At 43.4% G+C, this 16,208-nt stretch carries 13 protein-coding genes; 3 read left to right on the top strand and 10 right to left on the bottom strand.

The features are described 5' to 3' along the window. Window positions 1–36 precede the first annotated feature (36 nt). The 5 genes from cysC to cobA all read right to left on the bottom strand — a co-directional run bounded on the left by cysC (window position 37) and on the right by cobA (window position 5,729). On the bottom strand, window positions 37–654 hold the full coding sequence (cysC, locus tag L2740_RS03620; protein WP_248948739.1) for an adenylyl-sulfate kinase: 618 nt from the start codon (window positions 652–654) through the stop codon (window positions 37–39). Window positions 655–769: 115 nt separating this feature from the next. Next, entirely contained in the window at window positions 770–2,494 is a 1,725-nt protein-coding gene (locus L2740_RS03615; protein WP_248948738.1) for an SLC13 family permease, read from the bottom strand. Between the two features lie 2 nt (window positions 2,495–2,496). Continuing rightward, window positions 2,497–3,936 (bottom strand): sulfate adenylyltransferase subunit CysN, encoded by a 1,440-nt coding sequence (gene cysN / locus L2740_RS03610; protein WP_248948736.1) that lies wholly within the window; start codon window positions 3,934–3,936, stop codon window positions 2,497–2,499. 42 nt (window positions 3,937–3,978) lie between these two features. Continuing rightward, window positions 3,979–4,887, bottom strand: coding sequence for a sulfate adenylyltransferase subunit CysD (gene cysD, locus L2740_RS03605; RefSeq protein WP_248948734.1), 909 nt, complete (start codon window positions 4,885–4,887; stop codon window positions 3,979–3,981). A gap of 26 nt (window positions 4,888–4,913) precedes the next feature. Continuing rightward, window positions 4,914–5,729 carry a uroporphyrinogen-III C-methyltransferase gene (gene cobA, locus L2740_RS03600; RefSeq protein WP_248948733.1) on the bottom strand — a complete coding sequence of 272 codons (816 nt, stop codon included), beginning with the start codon at window positions 5,727–5,729 and terminating at the stop codon, window positions 4,914–4,916. Window positions 5,730–6,126: 397 nt separating this feature from the next. Between cobA and L2740_RS03595 the strand changes: the two genes are divergently transcribed. From L2740_RS03595 to L2740_RS03585, 3 genes are all read left to right on the top strand, one after another. Further along, complete coding sequence (locus L2740_RS03595) at window positions 6,127–7,062, top strand: phospholipase A (protein ID WP_248948731.1); 936 nt, start codon at window positions 6,127–6,129, stop codon at window positions 7,060–7,062. A 168-nt stretch (window positions 7,063–7,230) separates the two neighbouring features. Next, window positions 7,231–8,820, top strand: a complete 1,590-nt coding sequence (locus tag L2740_RS03590) for a S41 family peptidase (protein WP_248948729.1) — start codon at window positions 7,231–7,233, stop codon at window positions 8,818–8,820. A 95-nt stretch (window positions 8,821–8,915) separates the two neighbouring features. Beyond that, a complete protein-coding gene (locus L2740_RS03585) occupies window positions 8,916–9,776 on the top strand; it encodes a PA4780 family RIO1-like protein kinase (protein ID WP_248948728.1) in 861 nt (286 codons plus the stop codon). 155 nt (window positions 9,777–9,931) lie between these two features. Here the strand turns inward: L2740_RS03585 and L2740_RS03580 are convergent, their stop codons facing one another. The 5 genes from L2740_RS03580 to cysI all read right to left on the bottom strand — a co-directional run bounded on the left by L2740_RS03580 (window position 9,932) and on the right by cysI (window position 16,185). Further along, window positions 9,932–10,504, bottom strand: a complete 573-nt coding sequence (locus L2740_RS03580; RefSeq protein ID WP_248948726.1) for a peroxiredoxin family protein — start codon at window positions 10,502–10,504, stop codon at window positions 9,932–9,934. A gap of 187 nt (window positions 10,505–10,691) precedes the next feature. Beyond that, window positions 10,692–11,117 carry a DUF3010 family protein gene (locus L2740_RS03575; RefSeq protein ID WP_248948725.1) on the bottom strand — a complete coding sequence of 142 codons (426 nt, stop codon included), beginning with the start codon at window positions 11,115–11,117 and terminating at the stop codon, window positions 10,692–10,694. Between the two features lie 84 nt (window positions 11,118–11,201). Then, window positions 11,202–12,926, bottom strand: a complete 1,725-nt coding sequence (locus tag L2740_RS03570; RefSeq protein WP_248948723.1) for a hypothetical protein — start codon at window positions 12,924–12,926, stop codon at window positions 11,202–11,204. Between the two features lie 783 nt (window positions 12,927–13,709). After that, on the bottom strand, window positions 13,710–14,495 hold the full coding sequence (locus L2740_RS03565) for a phosphoadenylyl-sulfate reductase (protein ID WP_248948721.1): 786 nt from the start codon (window positions 14,493–14,495) through the stop codon (window positions 13,710–13,712). Further along, window positions 14,488–16,185 (bottom strand): assimilatory sulfite reductase (NADPH) hemoprotein subunit, encoded by a 1,698-nt coding sequence (gene cysI, locus L2740_RS03560; RefSeq protein WP_248948720.1) that lies wholly within the window; start codon window positions 16,183–16,185, stop codon window positions 14,488–14,490. Before cysI ends, L2740_RS03565 begins: the two co-directional genes overlap by 8 nt. Between the last annotated feature and the right edge of the window lie 23 nt (window positions 16,186–16,208).

Here is a 16,208-nt window from a genome sequence, read left to right as displayed (position 1 = left end):
TGCAGCCCTTTTATTTTAACTTCTATAAATCGCCGTCTAAACGACCGCTTTTAGCTTTTCAGAATCAATCACTTGAATCGCTGCTAAATAGTCAAGCAATGCTCGTACCTGATTGGTTAAATCACCTTTACTGGTGTCAATCGTAAGCTCCGCAGCAGTCGGCACTTCGTAAGGTGCAGAGATCCCGGTAAAGTCTTTGATTTCACCAGCACGCGCCTTACTGTACAAGCCTTTTGGATCACGCGCTTCGCACACTTCAATCGGCGTAGAAACATGGACTTCGATAAACTGGCCGTCTTCAAATAATGCTCTTACACGCTCACGCTCTTCACGGGTCGGTGAGATAAAGGCCGACAGCACAACTAAGCCTGCATCTACCATCAATTTAGCCACTTCACCTACACGGCGTAAGTTTTCATCTCGGTCATCCAAGCTAAAACCTAGATCTTTGCATAAGCCATGGCGCACATTGTCACCATCGAGCAAATAAGTATGAAATCCGGCATCAAACAGTGCACGCTCAAGTGCGCCAGCTAAGGTCGATTTGCCAGATCCCGACAGCCCTGTGAACCATAACAAAATAGGGTTCTGCCCTTTTTGCTCCGCACGCGATTGCTTATCGATACTATGTTGGTGCCAAACAATATCCGACATAAAAACTCCCAAAAATCTTATTTATAAATACAGGCTATAAAACTCGCTAAGATCCATATTTAATGTTCAAAACATCACTATCTACTGCACTTAACTCAGCCCAGCTTAGCGTTAACTAAAAAGGAAAAAATACTGGAACTAATAACACTACAATGGCGGAATAAAGCAGTGACAAAGGCAATCCCACCCTAACAAAATCACTAAATCGATAATTGCCCGCGTTATACACCATCAAGTTAGTTTGATAACCGTAAGGTGATATAAAGCTAGCACTTGCACCAAATACTACAGCTAAAATAAAAGGCCTAGTATCTACGCCGTAACTCATTGCGATAGCATAGGCGACCGGGAAAGACAGTGCCGCCGCGGCATTATTAGTTATGAGCTCTGTCAGCAATAACGTCATTAAATACACTGCGACAAAAGCAGCAAACACACCGTAGCCATTTATTGAACCAAGAATAAAAGTAGCAATATCATCAGCAAGTCCTGTTGATAGCATCAGATTTGCCAAACTCAGTGCGCTGCCCACAATGACCACCAGCTCAAATGGAAAACGACGTTTTAGCTCAGACAAACTAACCGCACCAATCGCTATATAGCTCATAAGCAGCAAGATAAGCCCTTTCACTAACGGAAGCAGGCCTGTCAGACTAGCTAAAATGGTAACCAGAAAGCCAGCAAGCACAAATTGACTGCGACGAGGATCAAGCCTAACGCTTAAGTCCAAACCACTTACCGCCGCAAACTCAGATGCCAACTTAGTATTGCGGCTAAAGCTATCACCAGGTGTAATCAACAACACATCGCCCGCTTGTAACTCTATATCGCCTAGACCGCCTTTAAGCGGATGATGACCGCGACGAATGGCCAGTACTGCACCATCAAATTTCTCTCTAAAGGTCGATTCTTTTAACGAGCGACCAACTAGGCTAGAGCTTGGTGCCAGCACAGCCTCAATCAGGTTTTGCCCTTTAGCTTGCTGCTTACCAAACCATTCTAAACCATCAAATTGGTGGAGTAATTCCACCGATTCTACCGCGCCACTAAAACGCAATATATCTTCACTTTGTAGCACTAAATGTGGCGGCACTGGGCAGATACGAATGCCGCTGCGCTCAAGCTCTACAAGATACAACTTCTTCAGTGCGCGTAAGCGGTTATCTTGCACACTGTGACCAATCAGTTGTGACTCTTTCGCGACTCTTGCCTCAAGTAAATAAGGTAAGGTTTCATCAGCCGCTTCTTCACGTCTATCTGGCAACCAGTTAGCAAGCAAAACGAGCAAACCAACACCAGCGCTAACAATAACGATACCTATCATCGAGAACTCAAAAAAACCTAGCGGTACAAGGCCGGCGTTTTCAACAAACGAGTTAACGATAAGGTTAGTTGAGGTACCAATTAAGGTTAATGTACCACCTAAAATTGCCGCATAAGACAGCGGTAACAATAATTTAGCCGGTGCATGTGCTTGGTTTCTTCTCACCACCCCAATAAGCGACGCAACCACCGCGGTATTATTGGTAAAAGATGATAATAACGCTGTTGAAACCCCAAGCTTTGCCATGGTTGACGCTAAAGAGCCGCGACCAACCATTTGGCTTAACTTACCCAGTAAAGAGGTTTTCTCCAGTGCTGCTGTCGACATAATTAGCAGCACCAAAGTGACTAAACTGGCATTAGTAAAGCTTGCAAGCGCAGTTTCTAGCTCAACCATGCCTAATAGGTAAGTTGTTAATGAAGCAATAAAAAACAATGCAGCAGGTGTCCATAGTCCCGCCATTAAGGCGGCGACTAAGGCAAATAATATGCACGACAACACCCACAAATCAGCCATGATTAACGTTCAACCTTGCTGATATCGATTGCTTGCCAGTGTGGATATTGCTTACGAATAAGCGCGTTAAGCTCTAACTCAAAATCACTGTATTGTTGAGTACTGCTCTGCTGTCTCGTAGTCGACACGGCCATAACTGCTGCAACTGTGGCATTTGATAAACGGTCGATTAAGATCATACCGCCGGTATCACGTACTAACGTATAAGGATCAATTGCTATCGACTCATTAAGCTCAAGCGTCACCCGCGCCATATCGTTTAAGCCAATATCATTGCTTTGATTGCGTTCAAGCGTATTAATATCAACTACGTAATCAACTTTAGCTACGCTAGCTTGTAATTTTTTACCCGCCACTTTTAAATCGTATAGCTGACCAACCTGTAATGGCTTTTCATCCATCCAGGCAATGTCTGCGGTCACTTGGTTAGCTAGTTCAGGTGCATTATCAACTTGTGATAGTAAGTCACCTCTTGAAATATCAATCTCATCTTCAAGAGTCAAAGTTACCGCTTGCCCTGCAATCGCTTGTTCAAGATCACCGTCAAAGGTCACTATGCGTGCAACCTTGCTGCGCTTACCCGATGGCAGCGCCACTAACTCATCACCGACATTAATTACGCCAGATGCTAATGTGCCAGAAAAGCCACGGAAATCTAAGTCAGGACGCTGGACATATTGCACAGGAAAGCGCACTGGTAGTTCGGTTAACTCACGACGTGTATCTATGGTCTCTAAAAGGTGTAGCAATGTACCGCCGTCATACCAAGGCGTGTGCTCACTACTATCAACAATATTGTCGCCTTTAAGTGCTGATAGCGGCACATAGCGAATATCCAAGTCACCTAATTGTTCAGCAAACTTGGCAAATTCAGCTTGAATGTCGTTAAAGACTTTTTCGTCAAAATCGAGTAAATCCATCTTGTTTACAGCAACAATAAAGTGACGAATACCTAGCTGTGAAGCAATAAAGGCATGGCGACGAGTTTGAGTTTGTACACCATAACGCGCATCAACCAAGATAACCGCTAAGTCACAGGTTGAGGCGCCGGTTGCCATATTACGCGTGTACTGCTCATGGCCTGGCGTATCGGCAATAATAAATTTACGCTTGTCACTTGAGAAGTAACGGTAAGCAACGTCAATGGTAATACCTTGCTCACGTTCAGCTTGTAAACCGTCAACGAGCAGAGCTAAGTCAACTTCTTCACCTGTGGTACCAAGTCTAGCACTATCACTTTTTAAGCTTGCTAACTGGTCTTCATAAATTTGGGCGCTGTCATGTAATAAACGGCCAATTAAGGTGCTTTTACCGTCATCAACACTACCGCACGTCAAAAAGCGTAATAGGCCCTTATTTTGCTGTAATGACAGGTACTCTTTAACACCTAAATCTTCAAGTTCTGCCGCTAAGCGGGCGTTATTGGTTACTGCTTGGTTCATAATGATCCCTTAGAATTCTTTAGCCACATCCCTTACGGGATATTAGAAATATCCCTGACGCTTTTTAAGCTCCATAGAGGCACTTTGATCAGCATCGATAAGACGTCCTTGACGCTCACTTGAGCGAGTCAACAGCATCTCTTCAATAATCTTTTCTAGCGTGTTAGCCTCTGAATGCATAGCCCCCGTTAGTGGGTAACAGCCTAAAGTTCTAAAGCGCACTAACTCTTGCTTTGGTTGTTCACCTTCAGCTAATGGCATTCTGTCATCGTCTACCATAATCATCATGCCATCACGCTCAACAACTGGGCGTTTTTGAGCAAAATACAGTGGCACTAACTTAATATCTTCTTGATAGATGTATTGCCAAATATCAAGCTCAGTCCAGTTTGAAAGCGGGAATACACGAATACTTTCGCCTTTATTCACTGCACCGTTATAAGTACGCCATAGCTCTGGGCGTTGATTCTTTGGGTCCCAAGTGTGGTGCTTATCGCGGAACGAATACACACGCTCTTTAGCACGCGACTTTTCTTCATCACGGCGTGCACCACCAAAAGCGGCATCAAAACCGTATTTGTTTAGTGCTTGCTTTAATCCTTGAGTCTTCATTATGTCGGTGTGCTTAGCACTGCCGTGATCAAATGGGTTAATCCCAAGCTCTAAACCTTCTGGATTTTTATGTACTAACAGATCAAAGCCAAACTCTTTCGCTTGCTCATCGCGAAACGCGATCATCTCTTTAAATTTCCAATCTGTATCGACGTGCAACAATGGGAAGGGGATTTTTCCTGGGTAAAATGCTTTGCGAGCAAGATGAAGCATCACAGAAGAGTCCTTACCGATGGAATACATCATCACAGGATTATCAAATTCAGCCGCCACTTCGCGAATAATTTGAATGCTCTCAGCTTCCAGTTGTTGCAAATGGCTTAACTCTTTTGCGCCCATGCTAGTTCTCCGTGTTCTTCAATCAATTATTTAAGTTGTGCGGCTAACTCAGGGTTATTGAGTTGGCTATTATCTGGGGTAAACCAATTTAGGCTTCCGGCAAGCTCTACGACCTCGCCAATCACCATTAAGGCTGGCATGACTAGGTCTGGATGATTGGCTAATTCATCAATATTGTTTAGGGTGCCAATAAAGGTTTGCTGCGCCGATGTGGTCGCTTTCGATACGATAGCAACAGGAGTCTGAACACTTCGCCCGGCCCCCATCAGCCCTCGCTGAATAAGCTCGGCGTTAAGGATCCCCATATACACTACTAAGGTATTGTTAGGGTTAGCGTATGCTTGCCAGTCCATAGGACGACTTTCAAGCTTGCAGTGCCCAGTGATAAAACTGACCCCTTGAGCATAATCTCTATGGGTCAATGGGATCCCTGCATAAGCAGCGGTACCGCTAGCTGCGGTGATCCCCGGGACAACTTCAAACTCGACACCAGCAGCAACAATAGTTTCAAGTTCTTCGCCGCCGCGACCAAATATAAAGGGGTCACCGCCTTTTAAACGAACCACATTTTTACGAGTGTAAGCTTTGGTCACCAACAGTTGGTTAATTTCACTCTGGGCAGCACTGTGCTTACCCGCTCGCTTACCTACTGCTATCTTTTCTGCATGTTTTGGAATAAGCGCGAGGATATCTTCACTGACTAGCGCATCATATAGCACTGCATCGGCACTTTGCAGAACTCTAAAGGCTTTAACTGTCAGTAGATCAACATCACCAGGCCCCGCGCCAACTAGCCAGACTTTTCCTGTGGCGGCTTGACCGGGTAAAGCTACAATCTCCATAACGCTTCCTCACTCTTATTCGTTATGCTGAAATATAGCCGCCTCCTTATTCCATAATAAATAGAAAATTATTACTTTTTATAACTTTTTGTTATTTAGCCTACTGACATTAATTCTCTACAACACATAAAAACCCCATAACTAACTGTAAAATAAACACTTAACTATTTCTGTTATGTATCATAGTTAAGCCATACCCACTAATTTGTGTTTTTTAGCACTAAGTTATCGCATTTCAATCTAGTCAAAACCGGATCGATTACTACCGTTCAACAACTCAAATACCTAGGCATAAGTGTTACTAACTTGCTTAATCACTGTTAAAGCAACTTGTTGCTAGGTAGAATCACTTACAAACAATAAAAGCTGTAATTCAACTAAAAATTCAGGGAATGTTATGAACAAATCAGCTGCGCTATTGTTAGCAGTAGGTTTAAGCTGCGCGTTTAGCCTACAGGCGCAATCTAAAACAGAATCCGCCGCAACAGAGATAGAAGTTTCGCCAAAAAAGCCGCAATCATTAGTAGATGAGCGGATCTCCGATGAAAAAGCCACTGGCGATCTGCCCTATGTGATTACCCCACATAAAGTGAATTATATTCTGCCAGTAACCTACAGTAAGTCACCAAACATGGCGCCGTTTGAGGAAGAAGCGAGTGAGCAACCATTTACCTTAGATAACATGGAAGCTAAGTTTCAAATCAGTTTTAAATTCCCGCTTTGGCACAACGTATTTGGCGATAATGGCCACCTGTTTGCCGCGTACACCAACCAATCCTACTGGCAGGTATATAACAAAGATATCTCTTCGCCTTTTCGAGAAACCAACCACGAACCAGAAGTATTTATGGTCTTTACCAACGACTGGCAACTAGGCCCATTAACCAACTCGTTTTGGGGAGTCGGTGCAGTACACCAGTCTAATGGTCAATCAGGCTCGCGCTCACGTAGTTGGAATCGATTATACGGCATGATGGTATTCGATAACGGCCCATTCGCATTAGAGGCTAAAGCTTGGTGGCGTATTCCTGAAGATGAGAAGGAAACGCCTGAATCACCACGTGGCGATGATAATCCGGACATAAACGACTACATGGGCAATATTGAATTCACTGGGGTATATGGGCTCGATGAACATAGGTTTACGTTAATGCTACGTAATTTTATTCAACATCCAAGCCATGGTGCAGTGGAGTTTACTTGGAGCTACCCTATTTTGGGCAACTTACGTGTATATACCCAGTACTTTAATGGCTACGGTGAAAGTTTAATCGACTACAATGTACATAACCAACGAATTGGTATCGGCGTGTCGATTAACGACATTTTGTAATAAATATTAAGTTGTGGCGCATAAAGCTCGATATCAACAACATCTAAATCAGGTCTGAATATTTTTTAGCGTTAAAGCTGAGCTCGCAAACATATAGAGCCCGCAATAAGAGATACGCTATAAAAAGCACCTAAAAAAGTGCAACAGAGCTGATTTTTAGGGTGGATTATGACTTTGAGCTTTAAGGGAACCATTTGCGCTTTTGCGGTACTCATTTGCATGAGTGCCGCTCAGCTTCTTTACCTGTCAATTTCGCCATCCGGCATAAAAACCGAGTTAACCAAGCAGCAATACCAGCAAGATATCGCATTGTTTTTAAATGCCATTAATCAGTACTCAGCATTTGCAGCATTAAAGCCAGCAAGCTTAGAATCTATCACTCGAGCAAGTCAAAAGCTTGCTAAAACAGCACCTCAGCTGAGCCAAACTATAGAGCTAGAACACGTATTACAAAGCATTATCAGTCAACTCAATGACCCAGGGGCCAGCGTCACACGCCCAGCGGTAAATGAGTCAGCTTTGCTATTACCGTTAACCCTGCGCTTTGATGGTCAAAACTGGCATGCCTTATCAGTTAGCGGAAATGAGCCTAGTGAAATAAACAAATCAGAGAAGATAAATGAATTAGATAAAGCAAATCACTCAGCTATAGCCCAAGAGTTAGATCTCGACTTTCCCTACATCACTCATATCGACGGCCTTCCGCTACAACGCTGGGTAATTGCTAGTCAAGCATACCTAGCAGATTCAGTGAAACTCTCTAGTGCGGCTCAGGTACACTGGTTACAACAAATCTCCAAGCTAAGACAAGATATAGGCCTCCCCCACAAAACAGACAGCATCATTACCTTAAGTAACGGTGATAATCATATACAACGTACCGTTAAACTGACTCGCGCCATCACTCACCCTGCAGCAATAACTAAGCAGCTGCATTCACCAGAGACTCGTTCACTTGAATCCCAAATAGCTCACAAGCTCATCCACTTAAACGACAATATCGCCCCTTCCACTCTTAATGTACTAACCGAATTATTAGCAAAACCTATTGCGCCAAATACTCAGCCTTTAGCTATAGATATTCGCGCCATTAAACAGCCGCAACCACAACTAATGGCGTGGCTAAAAATGCACTTTGGTCAGCCCAAGCAACAGCAAACAATTGGGGTACTGCAATACAAGCGCCACTCACATTCTCGTGCTGAGCAATTACCCAAACATTTTACTGCGCTTAATAAACTCAACTTTTTTGAACAAACTAATCTTATTAATCAAGGCTTTGATAATCAGCTCAAACAATCCACGGCATTGAGTGACTTTCAGGCTCGTTTGCATATTGCCCCTAAAAAAAAGACTAAGCCTAAAATAAGTGCTCAAACTAAAGCAGCCACATCAGAGCAGGTTCAGCTTAGTTTGTTAATCGATAGCGACTGCGAACAAGAGTGTGAATGGATAGCCCTAGCGGCTCAGAAATGGCCCAATGTTGAACTTGTTGGCAGCACCACTCGCGGCAGCTTAAGCCCACGTTATAAAGTAACATTGCCTCACAGCGGCATTGAGCTCGAATTAAGCACTGGCATAGTGTATGGCGCAGATGGTCAACTGATCTCGGGCATTGGTATAGCGCCAGCAATTCAGCTGCACCAATTTGCTTTTGAAGACAGTAATGTCGGGGCTATTATTTTGGCTCAGAAACTTAACCGCTCACTTGCGCCACTAAAAGGTACTGTAGCCGTTGCGACAACCGAAAAGCGTTAACAAAATCCCCTTAGTATTAGCGATAAATACCCTTTTTTTCAGCGATAATAATTCAATCCTTTCCATCGCTGGGCCAACTAAGGTATAAGAGCGCTATGAAAACCCCAAAACGACTCCAACCTCTGGTTGATGAAGGACTAATTGACGAAGTAATTCGTCCATTAATGAGCGGCAAAGAAGCCGATGTATACATTGTAAGATGTGGTGATGACGTTCGTTGCGCCAAGATTTATAAAGAAGCAGATAAACGCAGCTTTAAAAAAGCGGTCGAATATAGAGAAGGACGCAAAAGCCGTAACTCTCGCCGTGCAAGAGCCATGGAAAAAGGCTCTAACTACGGCCGACAAGAACAAGAACAAGCCTGGCAAAGTGCTGAAGTTGATGCGCTGTTTAAACTTGCCTACGCAGGTGTAAGAGTACCGACGCCTTACGGCTGTTTTGACGGCGTATTGCTAATGGAGCTCATTACCGATGAAGCAGGTTACGTTGCGCCGCGACTAAACGATGTCACCCTGACGCCAGAAGTCGCTATCGCTCACCATGCAATGGTAATGAAAGATGTGCAGCGAATGCTATGTGCAGGCCTTATTCACGGCGACTTATCTGAGTTTAACGTGTTGCTGGATCATAGCGGCCCTGTGATTATTGATTTGCCGCAAGCCGTTGATGCTGCCGCAAACAATAACGCTAAGCGAATGCTGCTGCGTGATGTGAATAATATGACCCAATATTATGGTCAATTCGCGCCGTCGCTGCGCAACAGTAAATACGCGCAAGAGATGTGGCTTAAGTTTGAGTCAGGTAAGTTAACACCTGATACCGAGCTCACTGGTGAGTTTGTTGAAAGTGAACACAGCGCAGATATCGATTCAGTGCTAGCTGAAATTCAAGCAGCATTCGAAGAAGAACAAGAGCGTAAAGCCCGTGTTCAAGGTGAAACTGAAGACGAGTATTAAAAATCGACTTAATTAGCCGCAAGAGAAGCTAATACCAAACAGTATAAAGCCCCGTAATAGCGATATTACGGGGCTTTTTGTTGTATATTTCAAGCGACTAGCTGCAGAGCTTGTTCAACTTGAGGTTTTTCAACTTGAAGTTTTTCAACTTAAGTTTATTCAACTTGAGCAGTTTCACTGTTGTTTGGCTCTGACTCTTGTTCAGCCTTTTCGATATTTAGCTCAGCTAGAGTTGCCGCAATATCTTCAGCCGCAGTTTTGGCGTTGATGTCTTCATCAATCTTTAAGATCTTGCCATCTTTACCGATGTAAAATGTCACTCGGCTGGCAACACGTACAAGGTTGAGCACATCGTAAGCCTTAGCAGTTTCTTTAGTCGGGTCGCTCAGCATTGGGAAATCTGCTTTTTGCTCACGAGCAAATGCTTGATTGTCTTCTAAGTCGTCCACGCTAGCCATCATGTAAACCGCGTTATATTCACGAATAAGATGACCCTTTTCCACTAGCGACTTACACTCTAAAGTACAGCCTCGGGTGTTTGCCATTGGATACCAAGCCAGTACTAGGTTTTGCTTACCTTTGTAATCACTCAATTGATAAAAGTGACCATCAGTTGCTTGCAGTTTAAAATTGGGCGCATCATCGCCAACTTGTAAATCAGTTGCTTGAGCCACTAATGGCAATAACAAAAGCGCCATTAAAGTAAGTTTTGAAAGCTGTTTGATCATTGTTTGCCACCTATCCTTTAGAAATTTATCCATTTTGTCTTAGCTAAGCTCTTTAAACACTAACGCTACTCTCGCGAGCTATTTGAGCAGCGGTTATTTATGTATCAAGTCATTTAGTAATAAAGCACTTGTTATTAAGCCCATATTTTAACTTGGATACGCGGCGCATCCTCAATGGATCATTATTTTAATTGGCTAAAGATTCAAATGCCAAGTCAAATGCTTTGCCTAAATCGACGGTTGTCGGCTTAAGAGATTTCAATTCACTACAACGTTTATCTGTGGCTCTAAGGGTTGCAGGGTGAACAAACTCTACCGCAACATCAATACTGGCCAAGATCGCCCCTTCCATTAAAAACGTCCCTGCACCGCCTGCGCCCTGCCCAGTCGTTGCTCGTCGGTTCAACACCACTTTCTCAACATTATGTTCAACCAAATAAGTTTGTAGCTGGGCTATAAACTGTTTTACATCAGCCTGTTCAGGGTTTTTAAGCAAACTGAATTTATTCACTTTAGGTGCAATAACTTGGTGCTCGCCACGGCTGCCTGACAAGCTCACTACTCTCACTTCATTGGCTTTTAAAAATAAACCACTTACTACTTGTGCCACCATCTTTGCTCCAACCAATCACCGTGCTTAAAATGTAAAACGCCAGCCTCTTAGGGCTGGCGAGTAAGCTATTATGACATAAGCTTTTTACTTAGATGAACGTGAATTCATATGGGTGTCAATTTCAAAGCCTTCTGGAGCAACATCGACAGTGAACTTAGTGCGAATATCATAGTTCTGCATCGCCTCTAGCTCTTCAGGAATTGGCTCGCCAGTCATTTCGATAAAGGTTAACAGTGGATCGAACATTTTCATGTAATCAGCTGAAACCACCAACATACCATTATTAACCAGTTGCTCACTGGCTAGGCTGTCAGCAATTGCCGCGCCTTTATCACCCGAGAACAACACCAAATGCTTACCTTTTAACGCCAACTTAGGTGAAATATTCATTTCAGGCGGAATAGGCAGTATGGTTTTTAAATCAATAGCATCACCATTTTCTGGCAATTGAATACTGGCCATTTCTGGTACAAAAGACTTCGCCATATTAAATAGCATGGCAGGGTTATCAGCTGATAAGCTCACTACTGCATCTAAGCTTTCTAGCTGAGGAGAATTGACATCATCGCTAATTTTATAATCAATGAGCGAGACACCTACGCCTTTAACGCCATTCGCCATACCAGTAAACATACCTAGCATTGCCGGGCTTTGCTGGCTCATCTGCATTTGCATTGAAGCTAGCGCAGCACACTGATATTCAGGCGTAAGCATATCGTCCCAAATAGCAGTTAAAGATGGCACCATTTGAGTCACATCAATACCTAAACCAATATTAAACACACTATTGTCTACATCTTGAGTATAAGCAGGTAGGAAGCCGCGCAGCTTTTGATAAGCATCAAGTAGCAGTTTGTTTTCCCCCTCAATTACCGTTCTAAAACCAAACGAACTACTGTTTTCTGTAACGTTTAGCTCGTCATAACCGGCAACGGTACGTGGCCAGTTGCTAGCAATGGCAGCAAGCTCCGAACTACATGCCGGCGACTTTAGATCTTGAATAGGATCTTCACCCATGATGCCATAAAGCTTTGATAACTGACCCGCCAGTTGGTTACCGTCGGTACTAGTTAATCCAGTAACAATCTCTTGATGATTAATGTAGGTAACACCGTCATTTGTGAAGCCATGTTTTTTGATGATGCCGTCAATAATTTTGGCATCAACAATAGAGTTATCTACCGGGGTCACTCCAAGTGCATTCTCAAGTACGCTGGCATCAATAAACGAGGTGCTGAGAGTGGTAGTAAACATACCATCGTGTACTGCAAACACTAAACTAATCTGTTCCCGCTCTTCTGGGTCAGTAATCAGATAACTGCGGTAATCCACACCTTTTAAATTAGCTGGGGTATGAGCTAAGCCACTTTCTGCTTCAGCTTTATCAAGTAATGCCCAAATTGCATCTGCATTTTCAACCTCGATTTTAAGCACTGGCATAGCGCCGAGAGTATAAAAATAACTGCGAATATCTTCAGCAAGACCAAAGGTTTTAATGAAAGTGTCGCCGTCTTGCATCGAGTCTGCGTATGATTTTAGTAAGCTAACAAAAAACTGCGCTCGCTCATCAGGTTCATTTTCCAGCTCGCTAAACGCACCTGCTGGGTACTGTCGATAAGCTTCTGATAGAGAATTGATATAAGACTTAATAGGAAACGGCTGTAATTGCGCAGAAAATACAGGGGTGTCAGCCGGTACGTAGCTAAGGACTACGTCATCGCTTGTCGACAATGGTGCCGATTGCTGGCTATACCAATATCCACCAGCACCTGCAGCAACAACTGCTGCCGCGATAAGCATCTTATTCATTCAAAACTCCATTTATAATTCAATTAATCCAGTAAAAATAAAAACAAGCCATTAGCGCTGCAATACTACAACATTATTCCTACTTAATACCAACTTAAGCAAAATCACATTTAGCTTTTCAGTATCTACACAGTGCCAATATAAAGCACCTAACATACATAGTCGTTAGCATGGGGGAATGGGTGACCACCAGCTAATGCTATAGAAGGAGGATAATCGCGGGGGAGGCATACAAATTCGCATGAGGAAGCTAGCAGCCCTATAAAACAAAACCCCAGGTAACTCTGCAACTGCGAGTTACCTGGGGATAGTTTGCTTGAAAAGCTAGCGCCAGCAAGCCAATCAATATGTTCGATTCTAACATCTGGTTACTGCCAAAATGTGACGTTTACAATCGAACTTGGTTTATTCGATACTGACAGCTCTGCCTGTAATTTCTAGCTGATTAAGCTTGTATGACTTAATCAGTGGAAGACTAAAAATTACTGAATCTATTTAGACCTGATACAGAACAGTTTCCTAAAACCATCTACGGGAACTTTGAACTATAGCCTAAAAAAAACGTCTGTGCATAACCTTGTGAGTAATAATGTACAAAAATAAACAAAGATTAATACTTAAGAACTAAACTTATTTTATTACAAAAACTTACAAAGCAACTTTAAATGTCGAAAACGCGAGTAAAGCTTAAAAGACAAACCAACTTAAGTAGCACATTGGTACTACTTAAGCATTACTGAGTAGGCTTGTTTCTAAATCATAAAAGAACAGAGTAAGCTTTCGTTAAATATCAAAGTGCAAACCACATTCACGCTTTAAGCCGTTGAAGCGCGTCTCTTCCTCACTCATACCCAACTCAAGCGGTTTGCTTGAATGGGTATCGCCTACAGAAACGTAACCTTGATCCCATAACGGGTGATACGGCAACTCAAATTGAGTTAAGTATTCGTGTACCTGCTTATTACTCCAATCAATAATCGGCAGAATTTTATAACGCTGACCATGAATCGCTAATACAGGTAAGTCTTCACGGGTACTCGACTGCGAACGTCTCAACCCAGCAAACCAAGTGCCTACTGCTTGCTCTTTTAAAGCTCGCTGCATCGGCTCAACTTTATTGATCTGGTTATATTTATCTAACCCATCAATATCTTGCTCCCATAGCTTTCCAAAGCGCGCTTCTTGCCAAGCAGCACTAAAAGGTGAAGCATACACTTTAAGGTTTAAACTGAGTCGCTCGGTAAGCTCATCAATAAACTGATAAGTCTCGCTAAACAGATAACCAGTATCGGTTAGCAACACCGGGATATCGGCTTTTTCAGAACTCACCATATGTAGCATCACCGCAGCTTGAATACCAAAACTTGACGATAACGCATGATTACCCGGTAGATACTGCAACGCCCACTTCACTCGCTGGACAGGAGTCAACGCTGCTAAAAAAACGTTAACCCGAGCAAGTTCAGCTTGTTGCTCAACTTTAGGTGCGCTGAGTAAGGCTTGCAGCTCATCAGCGCTAATCACAGTTTCTGCTGATTCAGCGTTAACTATGGGTTCAAAGTTAGCCATGAAAGTCCTTAGCAGCATCAATGACTGCCGTAACCACACCACTTCGTACAGTGTAATTACCAAAAGTTTCGCCACTTTCGCGCTCTTTCACATATAGTGCGAACAGGGCATCTAGTTCCGCAAGGATCTCCGCTTCTTGGATATTCTCACGGTACAATTTATTCAAACGTGTACCTTCAAAACTTGCGCCTAAATACAAGTTATAGCGACCAGGTGCTTTGCCCACTAGACCAATTTCGGCAGCAAATGGTCTAGCACAGCCATTAGGACAACCCGTCATACGAATAACAATGCCTTGGTCTAAGAAACCATGCTTATCTTGCAACGCTTCAACTTTACTCAAAAAGTCAGGGAAATAACGCTCAGCTTCTGCCATTGCTAACGCACAAGTCGGCAATGCCACACAAGCAATTGAGTGACCACGGGTTTCAGTAATAAGCTTACCCATTAGCCCATGTTGTCTTGCTAATGCTTCAACTTGTTCTTTATCTGCAGCGGGAACGCCTGCAATAATGATGTTCTGGTTAGAGGTCATACGGAAGTCACCTTTATGGATCTTGGCAATTTCTCGTAAACCGGTTTGCAATGGCTGACCTGGTAAGTCTTTAACACGGCCGCCTTCAATAAATAGCGTTAAGTGCCAGTTATCATCAACACCTTGCTTCCAACCGTAACGATCACCGCGATCGCCGATCACCACATCACGCTTTGGCTCAAACTTGATCCCTGTGCGGGCTTCAACTTCCGCTTTAAACTTATCGAAACCATGTTTAACTATGGTGTACTTAAGACGCGACAGTTTACGGTTTTCACGGTTACCCCAATCACGCTGAATGGTCATAACTGCTTCAGCAAATTTCAACGTATCTTCGGCTTTGATATAACCAAAGTCATCGGCTAAACGCGGGAAGGTAGCCACCTCACCGTGGGTTGAGCCCATGCCGCCACCAGCAACCATATTAAAGCCAATTAGCTCATCACCATCGGCGACAGCAACAAAACCAAGGTCATTAGTGTAAACGTCTACATCGTTATCTGGCGGTACTGCAACGGCCATCTTAAATTTACGTGGCAGGTAAGTTTTACCATATACAGGCTCAACTTCTTCACCTTCGGTAGTAATGAGCTTTTCATCATCTAACCAGATCTCAGCGTAGGCTTTTGTGTGCGGCAGCATATTGTCTGACAACTGCTTTGCGTAAGCATAAGCCTGCTGATGTAGCTTAGATTCAACCGGATTTGGGTTACACATTACGTTACGGTTAACGTCACCACATGCGGCAATTGAATCTAGCGCTTCACGATCAAGATCTTGAATAATGGTTTTTAGATTGCGCTTTGGAATGCCATGGTACTGAAACGTTTGACGCGTGGTTAAACGAATACTGTTTGAGCTAGTAAGGTTTGACGCAATTTTATCAACCGCTAACCACTGCTCTGGCGAACATACACCACCTGCAACACGGGCACGCAACATGAAGCTATATAAAGGCTCTAGTTTTTGCTCTTTACGCTCATTACGTAAATCGCGGTCATCTTGCTGATAAAAGCCGTGGAACTTAATTAACTGCTGATCGCCTTCACTAAAAGCACCAGTCACGGCAGTATTTAAGCCCTCTTGAATCGTGCCGCGCAGGTAATCACTATCGGTTTTTAAATATTCGTTTACTGCTAACTTTTGCTCACTCATAGCAAGGTACTCTCTTAAAATTC

Source organism: Shewanella pneumatophori (genome assembly GCF_023283895.1).
GTDB lineage: Bacteria > Pseudomonadota > Gammaproteobacteria > Enterobacterales > Shewanellaceae > Shewanella > Shewanella pneumatophori.
The sequence above is the reverse complement of the archived record's forward strand: the minus strand, read 5'-3'. Positions and strand labels throughout refer to the sequence as shown.

Bases quoted from the DNA above. Each gene is read 5' to 3' on its own strand.
- L2740_RS03580 (WP_248948726.1), bottom strand. From the start codon at position 10,504: ATGATCAAACAGCTTTCAAAACTTACTTTAATGGCGCTTTTGTTATTG.
- L2740_RS03570 (WP_248948723.1), bottom strand. From the start codon at position 12,926: ATGAATAAGATGCTTATCGCGGCAGCAGTTGTTGCTGCAGGTGCTGGT.
- L2740_RS03565 (WP_248948721.1), bottom strand. From the start codon at position 14,495: ATGGCTAACTTTGAACCCATAGTTAACGCTGAATCAGCAGAAACTGTG.
- cysD (WP_248948734.1), bottom strand. From the start codon at position 4,887: ATGGGCGCAAAAGAGTTAAGCCATTTGCAACAACTGGAAGCTGAGAGC.
- L2740_RS03615 (WP_248948738.1), bottom strand. From the start codon at position 2,494: ATGGCTGATTTGTGGGTGTTGTCGTGCATATTATTTGCCTTAGTCGCC.
- L2740_RS03575 (WP_248948725.1), bottom strand. From the start codon at position 11,117: ATGGTGGCACAAGTAGTAAGTGGTTTATTTTTAAAAGCCAATGAAGTG.
- cysC (WP_248948739.1), bottom strand. From the start codon at position 654: ATGTCGGATATTGTTTGGCACCAACATAGTATCGATAAGCAATCGCGT.
- L2740_RS03590 (WP_248948729.1), top strand. From the start codon at position 7,231: ATGACTTTGAGCTTTAAGGGAACCATTTGCGCTTTTGCGGTACTCATT.
- L2740_RS03595 (WP_248948731.1), top strand. From the start codon at position 6,127: ATGAACAAATCAGCTGCGCTATTGTTAGCAGTAGGTTTAAGCTGCGCG.
- L2740_RS03585 (WP_248948728.1), top strand. From the start codon at position 8,916: ATGAAAACCCCAAAACGACTCCAACCTCTGGTTGATGAAGGACTAATT.
- cysN (WP_248948736.1), bottom strand. From the start codon at position 3,936: ATGAACCAAGCAGTAACCAATAACGCCCGCTTAGCGGCAGAACTTGAA.
- cysI (WP_248948720.1), bottom strand. From the start codon at position 16,185: ATGAGTGAGCAAAAGTTAGCAGTAAACGAATATTTAAAAACCGATAGT.
- cobA (WP_248948733.1), bottom strand. From the start codon at position 5,729: ATGGAGATTGTAGCTTTACCCGGTCAAGCCGCCACAGGAAAAGTCTGG.